Below are 24,646 nucleotides of genomic sequence, written 5' to 3' on the forward strand. Positions count from 1 at the left end.
GCAGCGTGTGGGAGTCCGGTGGCCGGGCCGGTCACCGTACCGACAGGACCACCGGCACGGTGGTCGTGGGCGGTGGACCCGCTCGCGCGGCGTCCGGCCGGCCGGCGCGGTCGCTGCCCGGCACGAGTGCCGACGTCCATGAGCGGTCTCCTTTCCCGTTCGTCGGATGGATGACGAACGGGCATGCCGTTCTACTACAGGCTCGCGTGAAGTCATCGCCGCGGGGCCGGTAGCCCAGGCGCCGCGCTGCGCCCGCCGTCCTCACCCGCGTTCCGGGACTCCTCGGCGCCGGGCACCTGGGGCGGGCGGCGCGCCCCGCTCGTCCGCTCCGGGCAGTGGACCGGGCCGCGTTTCGGCGTTCCGGGTCGCCTCGCTGCCTTCGTCGGTGGTGCTTTCTTGGTGCGCCGACCGTGCGGTGGCACCCGGTTCGGGGACGAGGACGGCGTCGCAGCCGGACGGGTCGGTGCGCCGCACGGCTGGACGGCAGGCCGTCTGCGGGGCGACCGGATTCCGCCCGCGCCGCGGTCGTGAGCCGCTTCTCCGGCGGGCATGCGGCCGCCGGGCCACCGCGGGTGAGGATGCGGTGGCCCGGCCGGGGCGCGGCGGCGGATCAGCCGTGGGGCAGGATCACCGCGCGGCCGTTGACGGTGCCGGCGTGCAGCCGCTCGTAGGCGAGCGGGGCGTCGTCCAGGGAGAACGTCTCGGTGTGCACCGACACGGCACCCGAACGGGCCAGCGCGAGCACCTCGATCAGCTCGGCGCGGGTGCCCCAGTAGGGGGCGGTGACCGAGACCTCGAAGGGCAGCAGGCCGAAGCCGACGGGCAGCGCGGCGCCGCCGATGCCGACGATGGTGACGTCCGCCTCGACACCGGCCACGGCGGCGGCGGTGCGGACGGTGGGCTCGACGCCGACGAAGTCGAAGACCGCCTGCGCGCCGTCGCCGGCGGTGAGGTCACGGACCTTGCCGGCGGCCTGGGCGTCGGAGAGGACGGCCTCGTGGGCGCCGACGGCGCGGGCCAGTTCGAGCTTGTCCTCGGTGACGTCCAGGGCGATGACCCGGGCCGGGGTCATGGCGCGCAGCAACTGGATGGCGACGTGGCCGAGACCGCCGGTACCGATGACGACGGCGGTGGAGCCGGCGACCAGCTTGGGCAGCGACCGCTTGATCGCGTGGTACGGCGTCAGACCGGCGTCGGTCAACGGCACGGCCGCCACCGGGTCCAGGCCCTCCAGCGGCACCAGGTGCCGGGGGTCGTCGACGATCATGTACTCGGCCATCGAGCCGGGGGAGCCGAGGCCGGGCGGCATGATGCCCAGCTCGGCGGCGCGCGGGCAGTAGTTCTCCTTGCCCTCCGCGCACTTGGCGCAGGTGCCGCAGCCCCAGGGACCGTAGACGGCGACGGCTTCCCCTTCGCTGAGCCCGGTGACGCCGGCGCCCAGGGCGGCGACGGTGCCCACGCCCTCGTGGCCGAGGGTCAGCGGCAGCGGGTAGGGGAAGTTCTCGGCGGGCCAGCTCATCACCGCGATGTCGGAGTGGCAGACGCCCGCCGCGGTGACCTTCAGCAGGACCTGTCCGGGACCGGGCTCGGGGTCGGGGACGGTGACGACCTCGGGGGCGGCGCCGATGGTGCGGTACTGCAGTGCCTTCATGATGCGTGGCTCCTTTCCCGGGGCTCAGAGGGCGGTGTAGGCGCCGTCGACGAGGTGGTAGCCGCCGGCCACGAACGAGGCGCGGTCGGACAGCAGGAACACGACCAGCTCCGCGACCTCCTCGGAGCGGCCGAGGCGGCCGGCCGGGTGCAGCCCGACCAGGCCGTCGTACGCGGCCTTGTCCATGCCCTGGAGCAGCGGGGTCTCGATGAAGCCGGGGCCGACCGAGTTGATGCGGATGTTCCTGGCCGCGTACTCGGAGGCGGCGGTCTTGGTCAGACCGACCACGCCGTGCTTGGCGGCGACATAGGCGGCGGAACCGGCGAAGCCGACCGAGCCCAGGATGGAGGCGACGTTGACGATCGCACCGCCGTTGCCGGTGGCCTCGATGGCGGGCAACTCGTACCGCAGGGAGTAGAAGACGCCGTCGAGGTTGGTGCGCACCACGCGGCCGTACGCCTCGATGTCGTACTCGCCGGTGGGCGCGCTCGGTCCGCCGATACCGGCGTTGTTCACGGCCAGGTCGAGGCCGCCGAAGGTGTCGACGGCGAAGGCGACGGCGGCGGCGACGGACTCGGGGTCGGTGACGTCCAGCCGGACCGCGGCGGCCTTGACGCCCTCGGCCTTCAGTTCGGCGGCGGCCTTCTCGGCGCCCTCCTCGTTGTAGTCGGCTATCACGACGTCGGCGCCGCCGGCGCCCAGCCGGCGGGCGGTGGCCAGGCCTATGCCGGAGGCGGAACCGGTCACGAGGGCGGTACGACCGGCGAACTCGGTCGCGTAGTCGGTGTTCGGGGTGGTGCTCATGGTGCCTTCACTCTTCGCTATCGGGGTCGGCGGCCGCTGCGGCGGCCTCCGAGGTCAGGGCGTCGTAGGCCTGCTCCACCAGGGCGGCGAGGTCTGCGGCGGCGGGGTCCTCGCCCGACGCGCCCCGCGCCCACAGGCGCAGCGCGGCGGTGAGGACTCCGGCGGCGGCGTCGACCACGACGGCGGGGCGTACGTCCCGTACCTCGTCGGTGTCGAGCCGTTCGGCGATGATGCGGATCGACTCCTCCTGGGCGTCGACCCGGATGCGTTCGTAGGCGGCGAACAGGGCGGGTTCGCCGTCCACCAGGGCCAGCAGCCGGCGCATCCGGGGCCGGATGTGCCAGGCCGGGTTCTCCCGGTCGGCGAGCCAGTCGCGTACGGCCCTGCGGTAGGCCAGCAGGGGAGGTTCGGCGGCGGGGCGCGCACGCAGCATGGCGTTGATGCGGTCGCCGTCACCGCGGACGAAGTCGAGGGCCGCGTCCTCCTTACCGGCGAAATGCCGGCTGAAGGTCCGGCGTGTCACATCGGCCCGCTCCGCGATGGCCTCCACGGTGGTGGCGGCGAGACCGCGTTCGAGTATCAGATCGACCGCGGCGGTGGCCAGCGCGTCACGCGTCTTCCGCGCCTTGCGCTGCCGCCGGTCCTCCGTCGTCGTGGTGAGGGGCTCCGTCGCCTTCATGGCTTCACGATACCCGGTCATGTCCCAATGGGACACCTGTCCCCTCGGGACTCTTGTCCCGCTGGGACGTCAGTGGGAGCGGCGCTCCGACGCCAGGGCATGCGACGGACCCGCCGGTCCCGGTGTGTTCGGGACGGCGGGTCCGTGTCGGAGCCAGGGCGCGTGCCGGGGCAGGCGCGTGTCGGGGCAGGCGCGTGTCGGGGCAGGCGCGTGTCGGGGCAGGCGCGTGTCGGGGCAGGCGCGTGTCGGGGCAGGCGCGTGTCGGGGCACGGGCCGGGTGTCACCTCGGACGCGTGTCGGACCGGGCGTCGGGTCGGCGCCGGGGGTCAGGGACACTCCTGCGACCGCGAGCCCCGCGAAGATCCGCACCGCGCGATCGGGGGCTTGCCGCCGCGTCTCCTCAGCAGGCGGCGGCACTTGTCGTAGTCGTGGCCCCGGTGACCGCGGCTACGCGCCTGACCGGGGCCCGTCCGGAACCTCGCCGTCACCGGCTTCCCGTTGCTCCACCACGGTCGCCCGGGCCGCCCACCGCCGACGGGCGAGGAACACGGACACAGGGTGGCCGGTCACGACGGCCACACCCAGCCCGACGAAGTAGACACCGCTCAGGACCACCCGTGGCGCCGGCGCCCATGCCGCCGCCACCACCAGCACGGCGACGCCCGCCAGGCAGCACAGCGTGCCAGCGCCCACGATCACCCAGCGGAACCGGGCGCCCTTCCACCCGCGTTCGGCCTTGGAGCGGATCCTCGCACCGTTCACGGTCCGCAACTCGCGGGGCGGCCGGCCCTTGCGACGCGCCTCCCGGTAGTGAGCCATGGCCTCGGCCTCGGCACCCGAGAGAGAACCCCGGCGAGACCGTTCACCCATCGCCCGCTCCTTCCCGACCACCCGTGCGTTCGCTTGATCCGACTATGGCAGGAGCCGCCGACGCCCTGCCGGGCAGGGCGGTACGGCCGGACGACCGGACGACCGGACGGCCGACCGGAACTCACGGCGCTGGTGCGGGACATGACCGAGCGAGCCGGTTTCGGCGCTGCACGGCCGGCCGGCCGGTCGTCCGGCAGTGAAGGATGCGGGTTACGCACGACGTCCGGAACGGGACGGACCCCGACGGGGTCCTGTCGGCGCTAGTCTCCCGGGGCCGCGACGAAGCGTTCCAGGAGGACGCACAGCAGCCTCTGGTCATCGCTCTCCAGGCAGGCGAGGAGCCGGGCGCCCACCTCGTCACCGATCCGTGCGGCGTCGGCGAAGAGCGCCCTGCCCTCGTCGGTCATCTCCACCGCGTAGGCGCGCCGGTCGGCAGGGGACGGCCGCCGCACGGCCAGGCCGCGAGCCTCCAGGTCGTCGACCGTGCGCACCATGGCGGACTTGTCGCTGCCGGTGAGATCGATGAGTTGTCGCTGGCTGAGCGGTCCGTGCTTGCCGAGATTGAGCAGGACTCCGTAGTGCCGGCCCTCGATGCCCAGTGGGCGCAGCGCCTCGGTGAACGTCCGCGCGGCACGGCGTTGGGCGAGACGCAGCAGTGGGCCGATGCGGGCAGGGCCGGTGCCGAGTGCGGAGGAAGGGGAGTCGGGCGCGTTCATCACCGCCCAGCATAGGGCAAGCCGAGATTGGTTCCATTGAGACAGTTCCATGTGGCACTATCTCGCCCATGCCTAATTCGATCGTCCGCCCCTGGGCCCTCGCGCTCTTCCGGGCGTCGGTGACCTGTGAGGCCGCCCTCGCGCTCGGGCAGGCCGTACTGGCCGGCAGCTTCCTGTCCGGCCATTACCGCGCCCTCGACCTCCATGCCCTCAACGCCACGGCCACCGGACTGACCGCAGTGGCCCAGATCGTGGCCGCGCTGCTGCTGTGGCGGCCCGGCGGCGGGCCGGGCTGGCCCGCCCTGGCCGGCATCGCGCTCTTCGCCGCAGAGGCGGGACAGATCACCATGGGCTACGACCGCACGCTCGCCGCTCACATCCCGCTGGGAGTGGCGATCATCGCCTGCACCTTCCTCATGCTCGTCTGGGCCTGGCGCCCGGCGGCGGGCCCGGACCGTGCCCGTGGGGAGAGCGCATGACCGGGGGCATCACCAGACGTCGTCTGCTCGCCGCCACCGCCCTGGGCGGCAGCGCGCTCACCGCGGGCGGTTGGGCCCTGGCGGGAGGGTCACTGACGCCGGGTCAGCCCGGGCTGCTGCTGCGCAGCCAGACACCCCTGCCGCAGCCGTACGCGGTACCACTGCCCGTCCCGCCGGTCCTCACGCCGACGCGCCCCGGCGACACCACGGACGTGTACGAGATCGTCCAGAAGCCGGCGCGCCTGCGGATCCTCGCCGGGCTCGAGACCACGGCCTGGACGTACGGCGGCACCTTCCCCGGGCCGACCCTGGTCTCCCGTTCCGGCCGCCGAACGGTGGTACGCCACCGCAACGAACTGCCGCATCCAACAGTGGTCCACCTGCACGGCGGCCACACCCCCGACGGCAGCGACGGCTACCCGACCGCCCTGATCCTGCCGCGCGACGGCACGGCCCACCACTCCGACGGCATGGCGGGGATGCCGGGCATGCCGGAGGCCAGCGGTGCACGGGACCACGCCTCGGTCGGACGGACCTACACCTACCCGATGGAGCAGCGGGCCTCCACCCTCTGGTACCACGACCACCGCATGGGCTTCACCGGCCCGAACGTCTGGCACGGCCTCGCCGGTTTCCACCTCGTCCACGACGACGAGGAAGAGGCGTTGCCCCTGCCCCGCCGTGAACGAGACATCCCCTTGATGATCGCCGACCGGGCCTTCGCCGCCGACGGGTCCTTCCGCTACCCCGCGCTGGACACGGCACAACGCACACCGGGTGTCACCGACCCGTACATGGACGGCGTCCTCGGCGACGTCCTCCTGGTCAACGGGGCGCCCTGGCCCGTGCTGGAGACACAGCGGCTGCGCTACCGCCTCCGGCTGCTCAACGCCTCCAACGCCCGCCGCTACCGTCTGGCACTCGAGCCCCCGCCGCCGGGCGGGGACGGTCTCGTGCAGATCGGCGGCGACGGCGGGCTGCTGGAAAGACCACTGGCGCACGACACCCTGGACATCGCCCCGGCCGAACGCTTCGACGTGATCGTCGACTTCTCCCGCTACCGGCCCGGCACCCGGGTGCGCCTGGTGAACCGGCTCGGCAGCGGCAGCACCGCGAACGTCATGCGCTTCGACATCTCCACCGGCCGGCCACCGGCCGACGACTCACGCATACCGGACAGGTTGTCCACGATACCCACCCCACGGCCGGAGCGGGCCGCGACGACGCGTACCTTCCACTTCCAGCGGCAGGCCGGAGCAGGCGGCTGGACCATCAACGGCCGCCCCTACGAACCCGGCAGGCCCCTGGCCACCGTCCGGCTCGGCACCACCGAGCTGTGGCGGTTCGTCACCGACTTCCACCACCCGGTCCACGTCCACCTCGACCACTTCCAGGTGACCGCCCGCAACGGCCGCTCCCCCGGCCCCTATGACGCGGGCTGGAAGGACACCGTGGACCTGCGCCCCGCCGAATCCGTGGAGATCCTCACCCGTTTCACCGACTACCCGGGCCGGTTCATGCTGCACTGCCACAACCTCGAGCACGAGGACATGGCCATGATGGCCGACTTCGTCACCGAATGAGTCAGACCGTCCCGGCGGTACGACACCGACGGCGGACGACGCGGCGAAGGCGCGGGAGCACGGCCGTACCCCGGGAAGCGACGACGGGCGCTCCCCCTCGTACCCGCGCCTGCACGGACGACCCCTGCCGTCCAGACCGGCTCGCTCACGCACGGGCGGCACCCGGCGCCTGCGGGAGCAGGCTTCCGGGGCACACTCCCGCTGTGTCGGGTTCCACCGGCATGGCTGAGGAAGCAGCCTCGACGAGGTTCACCTCGCGGCCGGTGCGCTCACCGCAACGGTGCTCTTGAAACCGGTGAGCGTGAGCGTGCTTCGCATGTCGGGGCCGGACGCGAAATGGACGGCCTGGCGTACGCGCACGACTCGGCCCTCCTTGTCGATCCACACGTCCGTGTCGATCGCGGTGGCGGGGCTCAGATTGCGTCCGACGGTCCTGTCGACCGATTCGACGTCTTCGGGGGCGAGGCGGGCCGACACACGGACCGGTTCGCCGCCTCGGTGAACGGAGCCGCCGTGATCGAGTACGAGGTGCGCGTACCGCGGGAGCCGGTCGATGGGAATGCCGCCCTTGGCCGCCGACGCGGGGAACTGCTGCCACGTGCCGTGTGAGCCGCTCGCGCGCCGGTACACCTTCTGCCGGGTGATCACGACGTCTTCGGTGTACTGCTGGGTCTTGTCCGTCGTACGCCCCGTCAAGGGAGCGTTGAGGTTGATTCGTCCGACGACGAGTTGCAGTCGTTCGGATCCGGACTGCGTGACGGCTCTGATCGCGGCCGAATAGGGGGTGCCGTCGGCTGCGGCCAGCCGGTCGAGGACCACCTGCCGGCCGGTTTTCGGTCGCGCGGGTGAGCCCGAGGCGCATGCCGAGAGCATCAGTCCGGAGAGCGCCAGGATCAGGGTGACCGTCCGGTGGTGTGTCACGGGTGTCCTCTGAAGTACGAGGCCCGGACGGAGCGCGTCCCGGGCCGCAGGTCGGATGGCGGGCCCATCCTTCCCTGCCGCGACGGAGCGGGCGGCGTGCGGGGGGAGGCGGCGTGATCGAGCGTGCGCCGGACGGTTACCGAATCGGTCCCTCCGCCGGTACAACCAACGGCTGGCACCGAACCGCCGCAGGACCGCGAGGAACTCGTCGACGCCGGGCCACGCTTCGATCGGGTGGTCCCGCCGGCCCGGGCGGAGGTGTCGCCGGTCTGCGACCTGATCCGCTGGGCCACCCGGCCGACGTCGACGCGGGCCCCGCCCTCCGGGGCGAGGCCGGTCGGGCGGCCGCGCCGCGGGCCGGCCGCCGGGGCACCGTGCCGAGGTGATGCCGTTTCCTCACCCCGACTGCGCGGGCCCCGGCATGCCGGCCTGCGGTGAGGTCCGGACGTGGTCGTCAGGTCCTGGTCGGCACCGGGCCGCACAGCTGGTTGCCCGGTTCGGCCGGGTCGTCGCTGATCCAGAACTGGATCCAGAGCTCGGTGAACTCGGGGCGGCTGAGGTAACCGTCCCCGTCCTGGTCGAGGTGGTCGAAGACATCGGCGACGTCGACGCTCTCGCCGTGCCACGTGTCGACCAGCCGCCGGTGCTCGGCGGGCGAGATACGGCCGTCGCCGTTCTCGTCGACGGCGTCGAAGACGGTCTCGGCGGTCGCGGCGACGACCTCGCGCATCGTGGGCAGCCGGTCCACCATGGCGAGGATCTCGTCCAGGCCGACCCTGCCGTCCTTGTCCGTGTCCACGTGGGCCGCGAGGTTGTCCCACCAGCCCAGCATGATCGTGTCCACCCGTGCGGCCAGTTCGGATCCCGGTCGCACCCGGGGCAGGCCCTTCCAGCGTTCCGCGAGGGCCTGGAAGTCGCGCTGGTCGAGGTAGCCGTCGTCGTCGGCGTCGAACGCGCGGAACATGTCGACGAGCTTGTCCCGCTGGAACTCACTTGCCACGGTCGGCCCTTTCTGTCGGGGTCCGGGCGATCCTGCCCGCGATCGGCCGCGCCCCAACGGCGCCCGGTGGCGCGGAAGGGCCTGCCCAGGCCCCGCCCGTGTGCCCGGCGCCCCGTGCGCCCCGTTTGACCGCATGGGTTCACCCGCAGGGGTGACACACGAATCCCGACGGGACCTTCGTCGTGCCTCGCGCGAGCCGGGCTCCGGTCCTGACGGCGTCCCCGCCGACGCGGTCGGCCGGTTGCCTCGTGGGTCGTCCGCGCGGTGGCTCATGGTGCCGTCCGTGTCGTCCCAGCAGTTCGAGCACGGTCCGTCTCGCACGGAGCCGCACGTCCCGCCGCCCCTTCGATCCGTGACCCGCCGGACTCGAAGGCGGAGCGCGGGCAGGCCCGGGGAGACGGCGAGCGCACTGCCGGAAGGCGCGCTCGCCGACTGCTCGCCGAGCCCCGGTCGGTGTCCTGATCGGCCAGGATCGCCTCGGCTGCCGCGGGCGGCCCGGCCTCCGAGTCCGCGGCCGGCCGACGGACGAACGGCGGCTCGTCGGCCGCCGCCTCGGGAGGCCGGTCGTCCGTCTCCCGGACGGCACGGGAACACCGTCGGCTCACGCACGGAACGAGTCCGGCCGGCGACGCCCTCAGTCGGCGATCCGCTCCGGGTCGAGCGCCACGGGCAGCTCGACGAGTCCGCGGAACGCGGGGAAGGGCACGGTCAGCCAGCGCACCTCGTGCGGGGGTACGGCCAGCGTGATCTCGGGATACCTGCGGAACAGCGTGGTGAGCGCGATGTGCATCTCCAGACGGGCCAGCGGCGCCCCGATGCAGTAGTGGGGGCCGTGCCCGAACGCCAGGTGGGGCTGGCCTCCGGCGCGCGTGACGTCGAGCCGGTCGGGTTCGGCGTACGCCCGCGGGTCGCGGTTCGCGGAGGTGATGGCGATCTGGACGAGGGAGCCCTTGGGGATCACCACCCCGCGCATCGGGATGTCCTCGGTGGCGTGGCGGAAGGTGGAGCTCTCCACCGACCCCTCGTAGCGCAGCAGTTCCTCGACGGCCTGCTTCAGCGCCTCGGGGCTCGCGAGGGCCGCGCGCTGCTGGTCCGGCTTCGAGAGCAGGTGGTACACGGCGTTGCCGATGAGGTACGCGGTGGTCTTGTGACCCGCGAAGAACAGCACCCACGCCGTCGAGACCAGCTCGTGGTCCGTCAGGGCGCCGTCCTGGTCCTGGGCCGCGATGAGCGCGCTCATCAGGTCGTCGCCGGGAGCGCTGCGCTTGCGCGCCACAAGATCGACCAGGAGGTCGCGCAGCTTCCCCTCGGCCTCCTCCAGGGCCTTCTTCGCCTCCGGGCCGAACCCGGTCCTCGCGACGGTCACCGCCCACTGGTGGGCGCGCTCGCGCTCGTCCTCCGGCACGCCGAGGAGTTCGCAGATGACCTGGAGCGGCAGCGGGAACGCGAAGTTCGGGAGCAGGTCGACGGACGCGTCGGTCGGGCAGCGCTCCAGCAGTTCCTCGGTGACCTGCTGGATACGCGGGCGCAGCGACTCCACGCGGCGCGGGGTGAAGGCGCCCTGCACGATCCGCCGGAGCCGGGTGTGCTTGGGCGGGTCGGAGAACAGCATGTTGTCGTCGAGCGCGATGGAGGAGTCGCCGAAGATGCGGTGGTACGCGTCGAGGGCGCCGTACATGTCCTTGCTCAGCCGCGGGTCGGACAGCGCCGCGCGCGCGTCGTCGTAGCGCGTGATCAGATAGGTCCCCACGCCGTGCGGCGGCTGCAGCGGGCACACCGGTGCGGTCTCCCTCAACTCCGCGTACACGGGATGCGGGTCGGCGCGGAAGTCGGGGGTGCATCGGGAGGCGGCGGCCACGGCGTCCGCGGATCCGGGTTCGGTCTGCATGGGTGTTCGCGTCATGGCCTCGACGGTTCCCGGCGGGCGGCCGCCAGCAAACGTCCTTAGCCCGTCCGAGCCGCCGCCGGGACGCGGCGTCGCGATCGGAGCAACAGGAGATGCGAAGCCCGTGGAGCGGGCGAAGAGTTGGTGCCGAATGGAAACGCCCCGAGTCACCGTTCCTTGCGGTTTCGAGGCTCTCGGTCCGGGACGACAGATGTTGACGACAGATGTTAGGGGATCAGCCGATGAGCAGACGAGCCGTGGAATCCGTACCAGTTCTGGTGGTAGGCGGTTCCTTGGTGGGCCTGTCCACGTCAGTCTTTCTCGGCCGCCTCGGCGTCGAGCACCTGCTCGTCGAGCGCCACGCCGCGACGTCCACCCACCCCCGCGGCCGTGGGAACAACCTGCGCACCATGGAGCTGTTCCGGACCGCGGGCGTCGAGCAGGGCATCCGCGCCGCGGCGGGCGCCCTGTCCGGAAACGACGGCGTCCTCCAGGTGAGCACGCTCTGCGCCGGCGACCGTCGGTGGATCGTCAAGGCCATCGACACGGACACGCCCCTCGGCAAGGACACGCCCCTGTCGCGGATCACCTCGTCCGGCTGGTGCCTGTGCAGTCAGAACGACCTCGAGCCCGTTCTCCTGCGCGAGGCCCGCGCCCTCGGCGGCGACATCCGGTTCGGCACCGAGCTGGTCTCCTTCACCCAGGACGCCGAAGGGGTGCACGCGGAGGTGAGGAACCGCGACAGCGGCGAGACGCGCGTCATCCACGCCCAGTACCTCGTGGCCGCCGACGGGCCCCGCAGTCCGGTGCGTGAGCGGCTGGGCATCACGCAGTCGGGTCCGGGCGCGCTGTTCCACAACGTGAGCATCACGTTCCGCAGCAAGAGGCTGAAGGACGTGGTGGGCGACAGGCGCTTCGTCGTCTGCTACATCACCGATCCCGCCGGCGAGGGCGCCCTGCTGCCGGTGGACAACCGCGAGCGGTGGGTCTTCCACGCCCCCTGGGCCCCGGACCGCGGCGAGGGGCTGGACGCCTTCACCGACGCGCGCATCGTGGCCCACATCCGCGCCGCGGCGGGCGTCCCCGACCTCGACGTCGAGGTCACCGGCAAGGCCCCCTGGCACGCGGCGGACCGCGTGGCCGACAGCTACGGCGAGGGCCGGGTCTTCCTGGCCGGTGACTCGGCGCACGAGATGCCTCCGACCGGCGCCTTCGGTTCCAACACCGGTATCCAGGACGCCCACAACCTCGCCTGGAAGATCGCGGCCGTCCTGCGCGGCTGGGCCGGACCGGGCCTGCTCGACACCTACCAGACGGAACGCCGGCCGGTCGCGCTCGCGACGACCGCCCGCGCCCTGTTCCAGGCGGGAGAGGAACAGCACCCGGGGTACACCCCGAAGAAGCGCAAGGACGATCCGGCCGACGCGCTGACGGTCGCCCTGTGCTACCGCTACCCGTCGGGCGCCGTGGTCGGCACCGACCCGGACGCCCCGATCGTGCCCGAGCGGTTCCAACTGGGCGGCGTCCCCGGGAGCCGGGCCCCCCACATGTGGGTGACCACCCGGGACGGCCGGCGGATCTCCACCCTGGACCTCTACGAACGGTCCTTCGTCGTCCTCACCGGCCCCGGGGGCGAGGCCTGGCGCACCGCGGCCCGCGGTGTCACCGCGCACCTGGGCATCCCGGTGGAAGGCTACGTCGTCGGCGCGGACCACGACCTGGCCCCCGAGGACGGGGCCGACTGGACGGTGCCGCACGGCACCACGGAGTCCGGTGCCGTCCTGGTCCGCCCCGACGGTTTCGTGGCATGGCGGTCCCCCAGGCTCGTCCCGGACCCGGAACGGGCCCTCACGGAGACGCTGATGACGCTGCTTCGCCGCGAGACGCCACCGAACGCCGTGGCCGAGCCGCGGCGGACGAGCGCGACGGAGCGGCCGCTGGCGGCGGCACCGGACGGGCGCGTCTGAACACCCCACCTCGAACACCGCTTCCGAACAAAGCTCGAACGCTGCTTTTGAACGAAGAAAGAGCCCGTGATGATATCACCCCACACCTCGACGTCCGGCCCGGCCGACGACGCCCGAACCTCCCGCGTGGACGTCCACCACCACTTCACCGCACCCTCCTGGCTCGACTGGGCCGAGGCACAGGGCCTGGTCCGGCGCGACAAGCTGCCCTGGTGGACCCGCTGGGACCTCGACTCCGCGCTCGCCCTCATGGACCGTACGGGGATCCGCACCACCGTCATGACCGTGGCCATGCTCGGCCGCATCCAGGAGCGCGGCAAGCGCGAGGAGAGCGCACGGGTCGCGCTGGAGGCGGCGGCCGAGGTCGCCGAAAGCCATCCCGGCCGCTTCTCCTTCTTCACGCCGGTCTTCCTCGACGACCTCGACCTGTCGAGCTGGTCGCTGAAGTACGGCCTCGACGATCTCGGCGCCGCCGGAGTGAGCACGCGCACCAGCGCGGGCGGCGTCTATCTCGGCGACCCCTCCCACGAGCGCCTCCTCGCCGAGCTGAACGACCGCTCCGCGGTGATCAGCACGCATCCGATGGACGTGCCCGGCGGCAACGCCGACGGGGCGGGGGTCCCGGGCCTGCCGCCGTTCATGTGCGACTTCCTCATGGACACGACCCGCGCGGCGATCAACCTCATCCTCAACGGGACCCTGGACCGCTACCCCGACCTCACCTTCGTCCTTCCGCACGGCGGCGGCTTCCTCCCCTACATGGCCACTCGACTGGAGCTCTTCGGCAACCACCTCACCCCCGAGGTCGAACCGTCCCGCGTACGCGACTACCTGCACCGCTTCTACTACGACACGGCGGGCCCCATGTCCCCGTCCTCGACCCCCACCCTCATGTCCACGGTCGACCCCGCCCGGATCCTCTACGGCACCGACTGGCCGCCCACCCCCGCCCACATCGTCTCCGACGTCGCGGCACCGGCCCTGGACAGCGACCCGGCCATCACCGACCATCAGCTCCGCGGCATCAACCGGGACAACGCGCTCCGCCTGCTACCGGCCCTCGCACCGGCTTGAGCCGTCCGCGAGCGGGTTCTCGCCACCGCGTGATCCGGTCGGCATCAGGCCCGCGGGCCCGGTACGGACTTACCATCGGGACGTGACGATCAGGTACGACTGGCAGGGGGACTTCGACAACGTCTCCCTCAACGCGCTGCACGCCGACGGCTTCGGACACCCGATCGCCCGGACCGACTGGCGAGAACGACTGCGGCGCCACAGCCTCGGCTGGGTCTGCGCATGGGAAGACGGCTTGCTGATCGGCTTCGTCAACGTCGTCCGGGACGGCGGATCCCATGCCTTCCTCCTCGACAGCCAGGCGCGGACACCGCATCTCGGAGCGTCACGTTGTGTGACAGGGCGTCCGCGATCTCGCCGACGGCCCCGGTCGGCGCGGTGCCCGCGAGCCGTCCGCCGCGCGGTTCCCGGGGCGCGTGGGCGGTCAGGTCGGTTTCCGGTCAGCTCGGCCGGTGGTGGAGCAGGGCGGCCCGAAGCTCGATCTCGGTGATCTGCTCCGCGGGACGGTGGAGCCTCCAGCGGTGGGACCCGCCGTCCATGGGCAGCACCTCGACGACGGTCTCCAGCGGTGGGTGGCCGACCTCGCCACAGACGAGTTGGCGGATCATGACGGCGGTGTCGTCGTCCAGGCCGAGCAGGGCGCGTACGGCGTCCTTCAGTTCGCGCAGCTGCGGGCTCGGCCAGGCGATTCCCGGGCGTGGTTCCAGGTACATGGGGGTTCCCTAGTCGGGTGGTGTGCGGGTGGTCGCCCAAGCGGGCGTCCTGACCGGCGGTCGGACAGCGCGGGGTCGTCGTCCGGTCACGGTCACCTGCCAGAGGGCGAGGAGCAGCAGCGTGCCGGTTTCGGCGAGGAGGCTGAGCAGGGCCTGTGGCGCGGGCTGCAGACCGTGCTCGGTGAATCCGAACACTCCTACGGTGCGCGAAGCGGTGAAGCCGCCGAGCGCGCCGAGCGCGACGCCTGCCGCGCCGATCCTCAGCAGCAGGGGTGGTGTCCCGATCAGCAGCAGGGCGGCGAGGGCGAAGGAAGCGCCGGCCTGGAGCAGGAACAGGGGACCGATGATGTGGATGAAGCGGTACTCGTCGATGTAGAGCCGGGCGTGTATGTATCCGCCGGCGGCGAGGGTCGCCGCGGTCGCCCACCGCAGGGCGGGGACGAGGAGTCTTCGGGTGTTCATGGCAGCCTCTGGTCCTTGATGGCCAGTTCGCGGTCGCCCTGGCGGTAGCCGACGCTGCGGATGCCGAGCGCCTCCTTGAGCTGCCGGGCAGGGACGACCTGCGGGGTGGGGGCGGGAGCGCGGCCCGGTTTGGGCAGGGGGTAGGCGGTGGTGGTGGCGGAGTGGAAGGTGATGTTGCCCTCCGTCTTGGTGAAGAGCTGGTGGACGTGCCCGTTGAGACAGGTGACGGAGGAGAAGCGGCGCAGGAGGGCGATGACCTTGAGGGCGTCGTCGGTGCTCCAGCCCCACCGCGGGTACATGGCGAACAGCGGGATGTGGCTGAAGACCACGATGGGGGTGTCCGACGGCAGTCCGGCGGTGTCCTTGCGGACGAAGTCGATCTGGGCGTTGCCGAGGTGGCCGAGCTTCTCCAGGCTCAGGGTGTTGACCAGGGCGATGAAGTGCACGCCGTGGGTGTCGAAGCTGTACCAGCCGTCGCCCAGCGTTCCCGTGCCGAAGGTCCGCCGGTAGGCGCGGCCCGCGTCGCCGATGGAGTCGTGCTCGCCCGGCACGGTGAAGACGCGGTCCGTCCTCATACCGGTCATCATCTGCCTGACCTGGTCGAACTGCCCCGCCGTGGACAGGTGGGTCAGGTCTCCGCTGTGCATCACGAAGTCGGGCCTGAATCCCAGGGCGTTGACCTGGTTGATCGCTTCGGTGAACGAGCCGGCCACATCCATGTTGGCCGGGCCCTGGAACCCGATGTGGCTGTCGGAGACCTGCACGAACCGCAGCGCCCCGCTTTCCGCGGCGGCGGCCGGTGCGACGCTCCCGGCGCCGCTCTCCCGGGAGTCGGCGATATGGCTGATCACCTCGCCACTGGCCACGGTCAGTACCACGGCGCCGCCGAACCAGGCCGCGTGACGCATGAGCTGACGCCGCGTCATGTCGTTCTCGGAATCGGGTCGACCGGCGTCGTCGGCCGGTGCTCCATCGTGATTGTCCCAGTGGTCGGTCATCGGGTCACCTCCACGGTGGCGGTCATGAACGGATGGATGGTGCAGAGGTAGGCATAGGCGCCGGGCTTGGTGAACGTGTAGCGGTAGGTGGCGTGGGTGGCCAGGGCGGCCGAACGCAGCGGACCGCCCGATCCGGCGCTGGTGACGGTGTGGGCGTCGGTGTCCTGATTGGTCCACGTCACCGTCGTGCCCACCTTGACCTTCAGGGCGGCCGGGGAGAACGCGAAGTTCTTGATCGCCACCGCGTCGCCGGCCACCGGCGCGGCCGGCGCGCCCGTGTGCGACGGGCTCATGGGCATGGTCATGCTGGGCATGGGCGAGGCTCCGGGAGCGGGGCCCGTCGCGTTCCCCGGCCGCGTGGCGCCGGGCATCCCCGCCATCTGGTGCTGACCCGGACCAGGTGTGATGGCGCCGGCTCCGGTGGCCGATGAGTGCGACGACTGGCCGCATGCGCTGAGGAGTCCGAGCGCGCCCGCGGTGGCGACGCCGGCGACGGCCAGCCCGGCCGCAGCGCGTGATCGTCGGCCCGGTGTGCGAAGGTTCAGGTGCATGGTGTCCGTTCCTCTTCGATCAGGCGGAGACGGTGACCGCGCCGGCTCGGCGCACGCGTCCGCGGGAAGGTGTGATGGGTGCGGTGTTCGGGGGCGCGTGCTCCGCACCGGCCGGCGAACGGGCATGGGTGCCGCCCCGTGCCGGCCGCTCGCCCCGACGCGCCCCGCACCGCGCATCCGCCCTCGCGCGCCGCGAAGGTGCGCACGGCGGGCGGCAGTTCCCCTCCGGGGAAAGCCGCGAGTGACTCGGGTCGGGCCGGCGGCGCCCCCGGGGGTGGTGTGCGTGCCGGGCCGGGTGGTGTGCGTGCCGGGCCGGGTGGCGTCCCCTCCCGGTGGTCGGGCGGCCCTCGATCGCTGTGCGCGCGGAGCCGTCGCCGTGGTGCGGCCCGGGCACGGACCGGGGCCGCTCGGTGGCGACGGCTGCGGCGCGAGGAGGGGGCGGGGTGAGCGTGGACGGCGCCGGTTCCGCGTCCGTCGCACGGCGTGTCCCGGTCACCTCGGACACGTCCTGTCTCATGGTGTCTCCTGGGGAATCGGTGAGGAATCGCGCGTGAGTCGGCTCTTGTCCGGCTCCACGGACGGCGGGGGCTCCACGGTTCGGCGGGTATGCCCTTTTTGTGAGATTTCTCGGCGCCGCCTGGCGTCGCCGCGGATCAGCGGCCGGTCCGGGCGTCGCGCACGCTTGGCCCCGGCGGTGCCACAGGACCCGGCGGGAGTGCCGTGACACGACGCTCGCAGAGCCGCGCCCGCACCCTTCCGTGTGTTACAGGACAAAGCGGTACATGTGCGCGATGATCGGCTCATGCCCTGGAGTTCCCGAAAACGTGGCCCGCGGACCAATCCGGATGGCTCCGCGGACCGTGTCTCTGGTAGAGGGACCCTCTCCACCGCGGACGAGGAACTGCTGCGCACCCTGTACGCGGAGCACGCGGGAGCCCTGTTCCACTACGTGCTGCGACTGACTTCGGGAGACTGGCAATGGGCGGAGGATGTGGTGCAGGAGACCCTGCTGCGGGCGTGGCAGCATCCCGCCGCGTTCGACCCCGCACGCGGCCCGGCCCGGGCATGGCTGTGCACGGTCGCCCGGCACCTGGTCATCGATGCCCACCGGGCCCGGCAGGCCAGGCCGGCCGAGGTCGGCGGCGAGGCGCTGGAGCGGGCCGCCGAGCAGAGGACGGGCGAGGACGAGATCGATCAGGCACTGCGGAGCTGGGCGGTCGCCGACGCCGTCCGGTCGCTGTCCCCGGACCACCGCGCCGTCCTGCTGGAGACCTACTACCGGGGCCGGACCATGACGGAGGCGGCACGGGTGCTGGGCATCCCGCTGGGCACCGTGAAGTCTCGGACGTACTACGCCCTGCACGCCCTGCGCCTGGCGCTGCGGGAACGGGGGATCGAACCATGACCGTGGTGTGCGGGAGGCGGCGACCATGAGTGCGGAGCACGACGACCTCCGGCTGGCGCTGGGAGCATACGTCCTGGACATGCTTCCTCCGGCGGAAGCGGAGCGGGTCCGCGCCCACCTCGCGCAATGCGCCGAGTGCCGGGCCGAACACGCCCAGCTGACGGGACTGCCCGCGCTGCTGGCGACCGTGACCCCGGCGGAGGCCTCGGGCCAGACGGTGCCGTCGGCCGACGGGGACCTGGCCGACCGGCTGGTGGCACGGGCAGGCGAGAGCGCGCGGGGCGTCTCTCCCGAACGGCCCACCGTGCCCGCGGTACCGCGGGCACCGGAGGGTGGTGTGCTGGAGAGACTGCTCCAGCAGGCCGCGACCCGGCGCCGCAGGACCTGGCGTCTGCAACTGGCCGGTGCGGCCGCCTCGCTGGCGTTCGTCGCGGCAGCGGCCGGCGGCACATGGCTGGCCGCCGTCGGCACCGTGGGCAGCGTGGCGACGCCGCCCGCGCCGAGCGCGCCCGTGGCCTGGCGCACCTTCTCCGGAAGCGATCCCTCCACCGGCGTCTCCGCCTCGGTGAAGGTCTCGCCCTCTGCCTGGGGCAGTGTCCTACAGGTCTCCGCCAAGGGGGCGCCCGCCGGAATGACCTGCCGGTTGCAGGCGGTCGGGCCCGGCGGAGCCAGGGCGGACGGCGCCACCTGGCGGGCGGGCCAGTACCCTCCCGGCACCACGATTCCGGGAGCGGTCGCCATGGCCCCGGGGGCCATCAAGCACTTCGAGATCCTCGCGGACAACGGCCAGAAGCTGGTCACCGTCCGGGCGTGACACGGCGACGGCCGCCGGATGCGAGCGCACGGCGGCACGGAAAGTCGGGTGGGGGCCGGGCAGTCGACGAGAGGTGAGCCGCCTCAAGGCCGGTGGACCGGACCGGGGGAAAGCGCACACGGGACGCCCAGCCGAGGGCCGTCGGGGGACGCGCGTCCGTGACACCGCCTGCGCGGCCACACTCGTGACCACCGCCACCGACCGACGCCCCCATGCCGTACGGCTCCGCAGTCGGCGAGATCGTCCGGCAGCGCCGCCCGGCGGACGAGCGCGGCGGCCTCGGAGGCCGGCCACCGGCACCCGCGTGGCCGAGGGGCCGATCGGCGCCACGCGCGGAGGCGGATCGTGGCCGAAGCGGCTGCCACCGACCGGAGAAGGTCACCTGTACGGCCGGGCTGATCGAGGCGATGGCCGTCCGGGGGGCGACGGCGCGGTGCGCCGAGCGGCCGGCGACCTCGGCTCGTGTCTCCACCGAGGTCCGAGCTGACCTGGGAAGACCGTCCAGGGTGTCCGCACGCCGCAAACCGCGACCGAGCCGAGACCCGGGCGGGGACGATCGTCGAGTTCGGCACGACGCTCCCGCGGAGCCGTCCGGACGACCACGGGCGAGGGAACCACCTGCCGGCGCCCGGTCCGCCCGGGTACGGCATCGGGCTCCGGCGCGGGGGCGAGCGGCCCGGCCGGGTCGGCGGCACCGACGTGACCCGCGAGAAGTCACAAAAAGGGGCGAAGAACTCGAACCGTTCAGCGTGCGTCGCCCGTGGAACCGAATGAGCGCGCCCATGCAGGACCCGGCCTACCGACAACCCGAAAGTTGCTGGTGGTCTCCCCTTTCCGGTCTCCGCACATCCACAGAAGAGCCAGAAGACCATGTTCGTGACCGACTCCCCCCGCCCGAGTGCACCGCTCGGCCGGCCCTGCCGCCACGAGGCGCTGCTCACCCTGCCCGCGCAGGAGGCGCACGTCTCCGCCACCCGTCACTTCACGGCCGACCTGTTGGAAGCCTGGAACGTGCCCGCGAGCGAGCGGGACTCCGCCGTTCTCATCGTCGACGAACTCGCCGCCAACGCCGCCCAGTACGGGCGCGAACGCATGACCCTGCGGCTCGTCCTCGACGACGGCACCCTGCACATCGTGGTCACCGACTCCGGCATGGCGGTGGAGCGCCCCCGCCCCGACATCGCCTCCGACGAACACGGCCGCGGCACCGGCATCGTCCAGTACCTCGCCCAGTCGACCGAGGCCCACCAGACACACGGCGGCCGCGAAGTCCGCGCCTGCCTGAGGTGCTCGCCATGACCGGGCCGGCCGTCGCGCACGAACCGCGGCCACTCGCCAGGGCCGGCACCGCGGCACGGCGACGGATCACCGCAGACGGCCGCGGCGCCGACTCCCGCCAACCGACGGAGGTGTGAACATGGACGTCACCCCCCACCGCGACGAGGGCATCGGTGCCCCGCCCCCGCACCAGGCGTACGCGAATGCGCCGGACCTGCGCCGCGAGATGCACCAGGTGCTCGCTCTCGGGGCCGAGCGCGACGGCCGCCAGGCCAGGCCCGTCGCCGGTCCCCAGGTCGACGCGACGGCCGCCGAACGCGCCTGGCTGCTGCGCCGGGCCGCCCTCATGGACCGGATGGCCTTCGACTCCCCCGGCCCCGGCCCGGTCGCCGCCGCCGCGGAGACCGCCGAACAACTCGTCCTGCACGACCGCCGCCATCCCTACCTGGTGGCCGGTCCGCGACATCCCGACGTGATCACCCCCGCCCCCGGCCACCGCCCCTACGTCCGCCAGGAGTACGCCGCCTGGACGGCTGCCGGGGCGCACCGGAACCCGAATCGGCCCCGACCCGACGAGGAGAAGGACACATGACCCGCGAGAACATCGGCACCCGGCAGGCCCCCGCGGCAGCCGGCCCGCTCCACTCCCCCCGCCTCCCACACCTGACCGTCATGTGTGCGCATCGCACCGGCCGACGGCGGGAACGGTCACTCCGGGGAGAGCCGATGAGCGCGCCGTGGCCGAACACGAGAACCCATCGGCTGTTCCCGGCGTTCGAATCCGGTCGCTCCCAGGGGCAGCGGCTGGGCGTCCATCCGGCCCAAGCGCCCCCGCACACATGGCCGGCCGGGCAGCCGACTCGACTGACCGTGCGGGTCGCAGGCGGCCGGCCACGATCCGCCGGATGCCTGGTGCCGGTCGAACCCCGCACAGGCCCGACGGCGACGGACGCCGAACCCACCCGTGGGGCCCGGCCGGACGATGCCGTGGTCTCCCGACGGCGCAGGTGGCGGGCGCCTGTGGAACCACCGTGCCGAGTGCACCGGGAAACCTCCCCCCAGGCGCCCGCGCGGCAGGCCGCGGGCGCGGACGCCGGTCCGCCCGGCCGCCTCCCGCCGATCCCCCTCTGCGACGACGGGTGCCGGTCGTCCGCCGGTGAAGAACCTCGGCGGGTCGTGCGCATCGGCCGCGTCCAGAGGGCCGAAATGTTCGAAAGGATGATGTGACGATGTTCCGCAACGCGCTGGAGCCCTGGCACCTGCTGATCGTGGTCGCGGTGGTGGTTTTGATCTTCGGCTCGAAGAAACTGCCCGACACCGCCCGGGCATTGGGCAAGTCCATGCGGATCCTCAAGAGCGAGACCCAGGCCATGAAGGACGACGGCGTCTCGAGCGAGCCACGCCCCGGGCCCGATCCCGCACCGGCACCAGGGCCGGGGACGGACGCCGCCGAAGACACCGCCACCGGGCGTACCGCGCCCACGGACAGCGCGAGCGGCCGCCGAGACTGAGCCGGGTCGTGCGCGCCCCGGCGCATCCCCGCACGGACGCTGCACGAAACCTCTCCGGCCGGCTCACCTCTCGCGCCGCCGGAGCGCCCGGCGAACCCGCGCCCCACCGGGTGACGGAGACGATCAAGTACAGACGCGGGCCGGTCTCCGGTCCGCCGCACGAGATGAGGATGTGGCGTGCCCCAGTCGGCCCGCGACAAGAAGAAGGACTCCGCGGGGCGGATGCCGCTCGCCGAGCACCTTCGTGAACTCCGCAACCGGCTCGCCAAGGCCGTCCTTGCCGTCCTGGTCGTCACCATCGCCGCGGCCTTCCACTACAAGGGCGTCGTCGACGTCTTCACAGGGCCGGTGCTGAGATCGGTCGGCTGCCCGACGTCCTTCGCCGATCTGGCCGAGCGGACCTCGGACACCACCTGCGCGCGGATCACGATCAACGGTCTGCTCGCCCCCTTCACCCTGGCGCTGAAGGTGTCCCTGATGGCCGGCGTCGTGCTGGCCTCCCCGGTATGGCTGTACCAGTTGTGGGCGTTCGTCGCCCCCGGCCTGCACAGGCACGAGCGGAAATACGCCTACGCGTTCGTCGGCGCGGGCGCCCCGCTGTTCCTCGGCGGCGCCTTCTTCGCCTACGAGGTGCTGCCCACGACCGCCAAGGTGTTGATCGGCCTCACCCCGCACGGGGTGGACAACCTGCTGCCGCTGGACGATCTGCTCGACCTGGTCACCCGCATGGTGGTCGTCTTCGGTCTCTCCTTCGAAATGCCGCTGCTGCTGGTGATGCTGAACCTCACCGGAGTGCTGTCCGGCCGGCGGATGCTCAGCCGGTGGCGCGGCGTGATCGTGGGGATCGCGGTCTTCTCGGCCGTGGCGACACCCAGCACGGACCCGCTGACCATGCTGGCGCTGGCCGCGCCGATCTGGGCGCTCTATTTCGCCGCCGTCGTCTTCTCGCTTCTCTGCGACCGGCGCAAGGCCCGAAGGGAGGCAGCGGGACCCGGCGACGACGAGAGCTCCGACCTCGACCTCACGCCGCAGCACATCGGCGAAGCGGAGCCGGTGTCCGCCGGCCGGGTCCTGCCCGCGCGGCCGGACGCCGAGGACGACCGCGCCGACGGGTGAGACGGCGTGCCCCGTCCCGGTACGGCGTTCGTGCTGATGGGCACGCGGTTCGGGCACCGGGCCCGCGTCGCCCGCGGTGACTGCCGCGGGCTCGGTCCCGTCGTCCCCGACGCCACCGCGACCGGTGCGGGCCGCCGGAGCGCGACGGCGTAAAAGCACCTGTGGGCGATCAACGGCCGATGAACCCATTCTCGCGGCTCGGGCACAAATTACACACACCCCCTCTTCATATCGGCCCCGATGGTCTAGATTGACCGTGCTTCAGCGGTTCGGACACGAGGCGACCAATAAACGATCTATAGGTGCGGCGCTACGGAAAGCCGGTAGTCGCGTCCCCGGCGCCGGACGTGGGGGTGATCAATTCTTGGAGCCCGAGGGGGGACTTCGAGTGCGGGGAGCACCCGAGGTTTCGACGGGTTCCCGCACACCCCGGAAGTCCGGCACGACATACGCCGCTGCCGACGGGGTGGGTGTTCGAACAGTTCCGAATTAGCCGGGACGGCGTGCGCGGGGGGCGGGGGCCTCCCGGGGGGAGGACCAGTACGGGGGGCGGGGGCCTCCCGGGGGGAGCAACAGTGTTAGGCGAACACGTCGAATCACTGGGAACCTGGGGGGTTCTGTGCGGCAAGGGGGATCAGTCAGCACGTTTCCGTCGGCACGCGGGCGTCTGGCCACCGAGGCGGTCAGCCGGCCCGCGATCGAATGGGAGCAGCGGTACCGCCGTACCGTGATCACCAGCGACACCGTAACCACCGCCTTCGTGGTGGCGGCGATCGGCAACTTTTTCGGAGCCCGGGACGCGGCCAACTGGCACGAGAAATGGGGAATTCTCGCATTCGGCACCGAGCTGCTGGTGCTGGGGGCGCTCGCGGTGAGCAGGTCGTGGGCTCCGGCCGTGCTCGGCCAGGGCGCCGAGGAATTCCGCCGGCTCGGACGTTCACTGTTCATGGCGACCGTCGTACTGGCGCTCGGCGGAATCGCCCTCACCTCGCGCAACATCAAACTCTGGATCTTCGTCGCGATACCCGCGATCGCGCTCGTCGTCATGACCGCGCGGTATGTACTGCGCCTCTGGCTGCACAAACAGCGGAAGGAAGGACGGTGCCTGAGACCGGTGCTCGCCGCCGGGAGCCTGGCCACCGTGCGCGACCTGATCAACCGGACCCGCAAGTTCCCGCACCTCGGCTGGCGGGTGGACGCGGTGTGCACGACGGACGGCCCGGGGCTCGACGGTGACCGACTGGACGGAGTGCCGGTCGTCGGCCGGCTGGCGGACGTCGCGGGCCACGTCCGCCGCGACGGCTACCGTGTCGTCGCGGTCACACCGGACCCGCACTGGTCACCGGACCGGCTGCAGCGGCTGGCCTGGAACCTCGAGGGCAGCGACGCCGAGATGGTCGTGGCCCCCGTGCTGATGGAGGTGGCCGGCCCGCGGCTGCACGTCGACGCGGTGCTCGGGATCCCGCTGCTGCGGGTCAGCATGCCGACCTTCACCGGGGGCCGCAGGGCGGTCAAGGGAGCCGTCGACCGGATGGGCGCGGCGGCCCTCCTGATGCTGTTCGCGCCGCTGATGGTGTTCGTCGCGCTGCTCGTGCTGGTGGACAGCCGGGGTGGGGCGTTCTACCGCCAGCGCAGGGTCGGCAAGGACGGCCAGGAGTTCACCATCTTGAAGTTCCGCACCATGGTCGCCGGGGCCGACCGGGCACTTGCCGAGCTGGCCGACCGCAACGAGGGCGCCGGTCCGCTGTTCAAGCTCCGCCGGGATCCGCGGGTGACCCGGGTGGGATCGGTGCTGCGCCGGTACTCGATCGACGAGCTCCCGCAGCTCTTCAACGTGCTCACCGGATCGATGTCGCTGGTCGGTCCGCGGCCTCCGCTGCCGGAGGAGTCCGCCGCGTACGGCCCGGACATCCGGCGTCGGCTGCTGGTCAAGCCCGGACTCACCGGCCTGTGGCAGATCAGCGGACGCAGCGACCTGTCGTGGGAGGAGGCGGTCCGGCTGGACCTGCGGTACGTGGAGGACTGGTCGCTCGCCCTGGACACAGTGATCTTGTGGAAGACGCTGCGTGCGGTGCTCTACGGGCAGGGCGCCTACTGATGCGCGGGGGTCGTCGTCCGGCCGGCGCGTGGACCGCAGGCCGTCAGGGCCTGCCTGGGGGGAGGAACGGG

Annotated in this window: 23 protein-coding genes and 1 pseudogene; 12 read left to right on the plus strand and 12 right to left on the minus strand. The window is 72.4% G+C overall.

The genetic code is table 11. The features are described from left to right. Positions 1 to 610: 610 nt before the first annotated feature. The 5 genes from ACF061_RS12195 to ACF061_RS12215 all read right to left on the minus strand — a co-directional run bounded on the left by ACF061_RS12195 (position 611) and on the right by ACF061_RS12215 (position 4,720). A complete protein-coding gene (locus tag ACF061_RS12195) occupies positions 611 to 1,651 on the minus strand; it encodes an NAD(P)-dependent alcohol dehydrogenase (protein ID WP_392266759.1) in 1,041 nt (346 codons plus the stop codon). A 24-nt stretch (positions 1,652 to 1,675) separates the two neighbouring features. Then, on the minus strand, positions 1,676 to 2,455 hold the full coding sequence (locus ACF061_RS12200; protein ID WP_392266760.1) for an SDR family NAD(P)-dependent oxidoreductase: 780 nt from the start codon (positions 2,453 to 2,455) through the stop codon (positions 1,676 to 1,678). Between the two features lie 7 nt (positions 2,456 to 2,462). Then, a complete protein-coding gene (locus ACF061_RS12205) occupies positions 2,463 to 3,134 on the minus strand; it encodes a TetR/AcrR family transcriptional regulator (RefSeq protein ID WP_392266761.1) in 672 nt (223 codons plus the stop codon). A gap of 447 nt (positions 3,135 to 3,581) precedes the next feature. Continuing rightward, positions 3,582 to 4,004 (minus strand): hypothetical protein, encoded by a 423-nt coding sequence (locus tag ACF061_RS12210; protein ID WP_392266762.1) that lies wholly within the window; start codon positions 4,002 to 4,004, stop codon positions 3,582 to 3,584. A gap of 260 nt (positions 4,005 to 4,264) precedes the next feature. Beyond that, positions 4,265 to 4,720 (minus strand): MarR family winged helix-turn-helix transcriptional regulator, encoded by a 456-nt coding sequence (locus ACF061_RS12215; protein WP_392266763.1) that lies wholly within the window; start codon positions 4,718 to 4,720, stop codon positions 4,265 to 4,267. A gap of 68 nt (positions 4,721 to 4,788) precedes the next feature. Here ACF061_RS12215 and ACF061_RS12220 point away from each other — a divergent pair, with 68 nt between their 5' ends. Then, the gene (locus tag ACF061_RS12220) at positions 4,789 to 5,199 is read left to right on the plus strand and encodes a hypothetical protein (protein WP_392266764.1); all 411 of its coding nucleotides are present in this window, start codon (positions 4,789 to 4,791) and stop codon (positions 5,197 to 5,199) included. Beyond that, a complete protein-coding gene (locus tag ACF061_RS12225) occupies positions 5,196 to 6,782 on the plus strand; it encodes a multicopper oxidase family protein (RefSeq protein ID WP_392266765.1) in 1,587 nt (528 codons plus the stop codon). Before ACF061_RS12220 ends, ACF061_RS12225 begins: the two co-directional genes overlap by 4 nt. Positions 6,783 to 7,031: 249 nt before the next feature. Here ACF061_RS12225 and ACF061_RS12230 read toward each other — a convergent pair whose 3' ends face one another. The 3 genes from ACF061_RS12230 to ACF061_RS12240 form a co-directional block, all read right to left on the minus strand. Further along, positions 7,032 to 7,703 (minus strand): hypothetical protein, encoded by a 672-nt coding sequence (locus tag ACF061_RS12230; RefSeq protein WP_392266766.1) that lies wholly within the window; start codon positions 7,701 to 7,703, stop codon positions 7,032 to 7,034. Positions 7,704 to 8,157: 454 nt separating this feature from the next. Further along, a complete protein-coding gene (locus ACF061_RS12235) occupies positions 8,158 to 8,703 on the minus strand; it encodes an EF-hand domain-containing protein (protein ID WP_392266767.1) in 546 nt (181 codons plus the stop codon). Between the two features lie 634 nt (positions 8,704 to 9,337). Continuing rightward, complete coding sequence (locus ACF061_RS12240) at positions 9,338 to 10,606, minus strand: cytochrome P450 (RefSeq protein ID WP_392266768.1); 1,269 nt, start codon at positions 10,604 to 10,606, stop codon at positions 9,338 to 9,340. Positions 10,607 to 10,830: 224 nt separating this feature from the next. Between ACF061_RS12240 and ACF061_RS12245 the strand changes: the two genes are divergently transcribed. The 3 genes and pseudogenes from ACF061_RS12245 to ACF061_RS12255 all read left to right on the plus strand — a co-directional run. After that, the gene (locus ACF061_RS12245; RefSeq protein ID WP_392266769.1) at positions 10,831 to 12,555 is read left to right on the plus strand and encodes an FAD-dependent oxidoreductase; all 1,725 of its coding nucleotides are present in this window, start codon (positions 10,831 to 10,833) and stop codon (positions 12,553 to 12,555) included. Positions 12,556 to 12,624: 69 nt separating this feature from the next. Next, the gene (locus ACF061_RS12250) at positions 12,625 to 13,629 is read left to right on the plus strand and encodes an amidohydrolase family protein (RefSeq protein ID WP_392266770.1); all 1,005 of its coding nucleotides are present in this window, start codon (positions 12,625 to 12,627) and stop codon (positions 13,627 to 13,629) included. Positions 13,630 to 13,711: 82 nt separating this feature from the next. After that, positions 13,712 to 13,925, plus strand: a pseudogene (locus ACF061_RS12255) (GNAT family N-acetyltransferase); the annotation flags it as partial. 144 nt (positions 13,926 to 14,069) lie between these two features. On the opposite strand, the gene ACF061_RS12260 reads toward ACF061_RS12255, so the two are convergent. Genes ACF061_RS12260 through ACF061_RS12275 form a run of 4 tightly spaced genes read right to left on the minus strand, consistent with a single transcriptional unit; the run spans position 14,070 to position 16,116 of the window. Further along, positions 14,070 to 14,342: a hypothetical protein gene (locus ACF061_RS12260; RefSeq protein ID WP_392266771.1), complete on the minus strand. Its 273-nt coding sequence runs from the start codon at positions 14,340 to 14,342 to the stop codon at positions 14,070 to 14,072. 9 nt (positions 14,343 to 14,351) lie between these two features. Beyond that, complete coding sequence (locus tag ACF061_RS12265) at positions 14,352 to 14,804, minus strand: hypothetical protein (protein WP_392266772.1); 453 nt, start codon at positions 14,802 to 14,804, stop codon at positions 14,352 to 14,354. Next, positions 14,801 to 15,802, minus strand: a complete 1,002-nt coding sequence (locus tag ACF061_RS12270) for a metallophosphoesterase family protein (protein WP_392266773.1) — start codon at positions 15,800 to 15,802, stop codon at positions 14,801 to 14,803. Before ACF061_RS12270 ends, ACF061_RS12265 begins: the two co-directional genes overlap by 4 nt. Next, on the minus strand, positions 15,799 to 16,116 hold the full coding sequence (locus tag ACF061_RS12275) for a plastocyanin/azurin family copper-binding protein (RefSeq protein ID WP_392266774.1): 318 nt from the start codon (positions 16,114 to 16,116) through the stop codon (positions 15,799 to 15,801). Before ACF061_RS12275 ends, ACF061_RS12270 begins: the two co-directional genes overlap by 4 nt. Positions 16,117 to 17,155: 1,039 nt before the next feature. On the opposite strand from ACF061_RS12275, the gene ACF061_RS12280 reads away from it, so the two are divergent. The 7 genes from ACF061_RS12280 to ACF061_RS12310 all read left to right on the plus strand — a co-directional run bounded on the left by ACF061_RS12280 (position 17,156) and on the right by ACF061_RS12310 (position 24,575). Beyond that, positions 17,156 to 17,758 (plus strand): sigma-70 family RNA polymerase sigma factor, encoded by a 603-nt coding sequence (locus tag ACF061_RS12280; RefSeq protein ID WP_392266775.1) that lies wholly within the window; start codon positions 17,156 to 17,158, stop codon positions 17,756 to 17,758. Between the two features lie 25 nt (positions 17,759 to 17,783). Continuing rightward, a complete protein-coding gene (locus tag ACF061_RS12285; RefSeq protein ID WP_392266776.1) occupies positions 17,784 to 18,572 on the plus strand; it encodes an anti-sigma factor family protein in 789 nt (262 codons plus the stop codon). 870 nt (positions 18,573 to 19,442) lie between these two features. After that, a complete protein-coding gene (locus ACF061_RS12290) occupies positions 19,443 to 19,871 on the plus strand; it encodes an ATP-binding protein (RefSeq protein WP_392266777.1) in 429 nt (142 codons plus the stop codon). A 118-nt stretch (positions 19,872 to 19,989) separates the two neighbouring features. Continuing rightward, entirely contained in the window at positions 19,990 to 20,442 is a 453-nt protein-coding gene (locus tag ACF061_RS12295; protein ID WP_392266778.1) for a hypothetical protein, read from the plus strand. A gap of 637 nt (positions 20,443 to 21,079) precedes the next feature. After that, on the plus strand, positions 21,080 to 21,361 hold the full coding sequence (gene tatA / locus ACF061_RS12300) for a Sec-independent protein translocase subunit TatA (protein ID WP_392266779.1): 282 nt from the start codon (positions 21,080 to 21,082) through the stop codon (positions 21,359 to 21,361). A gap of 177 nt (positions 21,362 to 21,538) precedes the next feature. Further along, positions 21,539 to 22,477 (plus strand): twin-arginine translocase subunit TatC, encoded by a 939-nt coding sequence (gene tatC / locus ACF061_RS12305; protein ID WP_392266780.1) that lies wholly within the window; start codon positions 21,539 to 21,541, stop codon positions 22,475 to 22,477. 619 nt (positions 22,478 to 23,096) lie between these two features. Next, entirely contained in the window at positions 23,097 to 24,575 is a 1,479-nt protein-coding gene (locus tag ACF061_RS12310; protein ID WP_392266781.1) for a sugar transferase, read from the plus strand. Positions 24,576 to 24,646: the final 71 nt, after the last annotated feature.

Source organism: Streptomyces sp. NPDC015220, from assembly GCF_043079345.1.
GTDB lineage: Bacteria > Actinomycetota > Actinomycetes > Streptomycetales > Streptomycetaceae > Streptomyces.

What these genes read in the sequence shown, in the direction of transcription:
- ACF061_RS12270 (WP_392266773.1), bottom strand. Translation starts at nt 15,802, where the DNA reads ATGACCGACCACTGGGACAATCACGATGGAGCACCGGCCGACGACGCC.
- ACF061_RS12200 (WP_392266760.1), bottom strand. Translation starts at nt 2,455, where the DNA reads ATGAGCACCACCCCGAACACCGACTACGCGACCGAGTTCGCCGGTCGT.
- ACF061_RS12280 (WP_392266775.1), top strand. Translation starts at nt 17,156, where the DNA reads ATGCCCTGGAGTTCCCGAAAACGTGGCCCGCGGACCAATCCGGATGGC.
- ACF061_RS12220 (WP_392266764.1), top strand. Translation starts at nt 4,789, where the DNA reads ATGCCTAATTCGATCGTCCGCCCCTGGGCCCTCGCGCTCTTCCGGGCG.
- ACF061_RS12275 (WP_392266774.1), bottom strand. Translation starts at nt 16,116, where the DNA reads ATGCCCAGCATGACCATGCCCATGAGCCCGTCGCACACGGGCGCGCCG.
- ACF061_RS12265 (WP_392266772.1), bottom strand. Translation starts at nt 14,804, where the DNA reads ATGAACACCCGAAGACTCCTCGTCCCCGCCCTGCGGTGGGCGACCGCG.
- ACF061_RS12260 (WP_392266771.1), bottom strand. Translation starts at nt 14,342, where the DNA reads ATGTACCTGGAACCACGCCCGGGAATCGCCTGGCCGAGCCCGCAGCTG.
- ACF061_RS12215 (WP_392266763.1), bottom strand. Translation starts at nt 4,720, where the DNA reads ATGAACGCGCCCGACTCCCCTTCCTCCGCACTCGGCACCGGCCCTGCC.
- ACF061_RS12240 (WP_392266768.1), bottom strand. Translation starts at nt 10,606, where the DNA reads ATGACGCGAACACCCATGCAGACCGAACCCGGATCCGCGGACGCCGTG.
- ACF061_RS12225 (WP_392266765.1), top strand. Translation starts at nt 5,196, where the DNA reads ATGACCGGGGGCATCACCAGACGTCGTCTGCTCGCCGCCACCGCCCTG.
- ACF061_RS12295 (WP_392266778.1), top strand. Translation starts at nt 19,990, where the DNA reads ATGGACGTCACCCCCCACCGCGACGAGGGCATCGGTGCCCCGCCCCCG.
- ACF061_RS12245 (WP_392266769.1), top strand. Translation starts at nt 10,831, where the DNA reads ATGAGCAGACGAGCCGTGGAATCCGTACCAGTTCTGGTGGTAGGCGGT.
- ACF061_RS12210 (WP_392266762.1), bottom strand. Translation starts at nt 4,004, where the DNA reads ATGGGTGAACGGTCTCGCCGGGGTTCTCTCTCGGGTGCCGAGGCCGAG.
- ACF061_RS12250 (WP_392266770.1), top strand. Translation starts at nt 12,625, where the DNA reads ATGATATCACCCCACACCTCGACGTCCGGCCCGGCCGACGACGCCCGA.
- ACF061_RS12285 (WP_392266776.1), top strand. Translation starts at nt 17,784, where the DNA reads ATGAGTGCGGAGCACGACGACCTCCGGCTGGCGCTGGGAGCATACGTC.
- tatA (WP_392266779.1), top strand. Translation starts at nt 21,080, where the DNA reads ATGTTCCGCAACGCGCTGGAGCCCTGGCACCTGCTGATCGTGGTCGCG.
- ACF061_RS12290 (WP_392266777.1), top strand. Translation starts at nt 19,443, where the DNA reads ATGTTCGTGACCGACTCCCCCCGCCCGAGTGCACCGCTCGGCCGGCCC.
- ACF061_RS12205 (WP_392266761.1), bottom strand. Translation starts at nt 3,134, where the DNA reads ATGAAGGCGACGGAGCCCCTCACCACGACGACGGAGGACCGGCGGCAG.
- ACF061_RS12195 (WP_392266759.1), bottom strand. Translation starts at nt 1,651, where the DNA reads ATGAAGGCACTGCAGTACCGCACCATCGGCGCCGCCCCCGAGGTCGTC.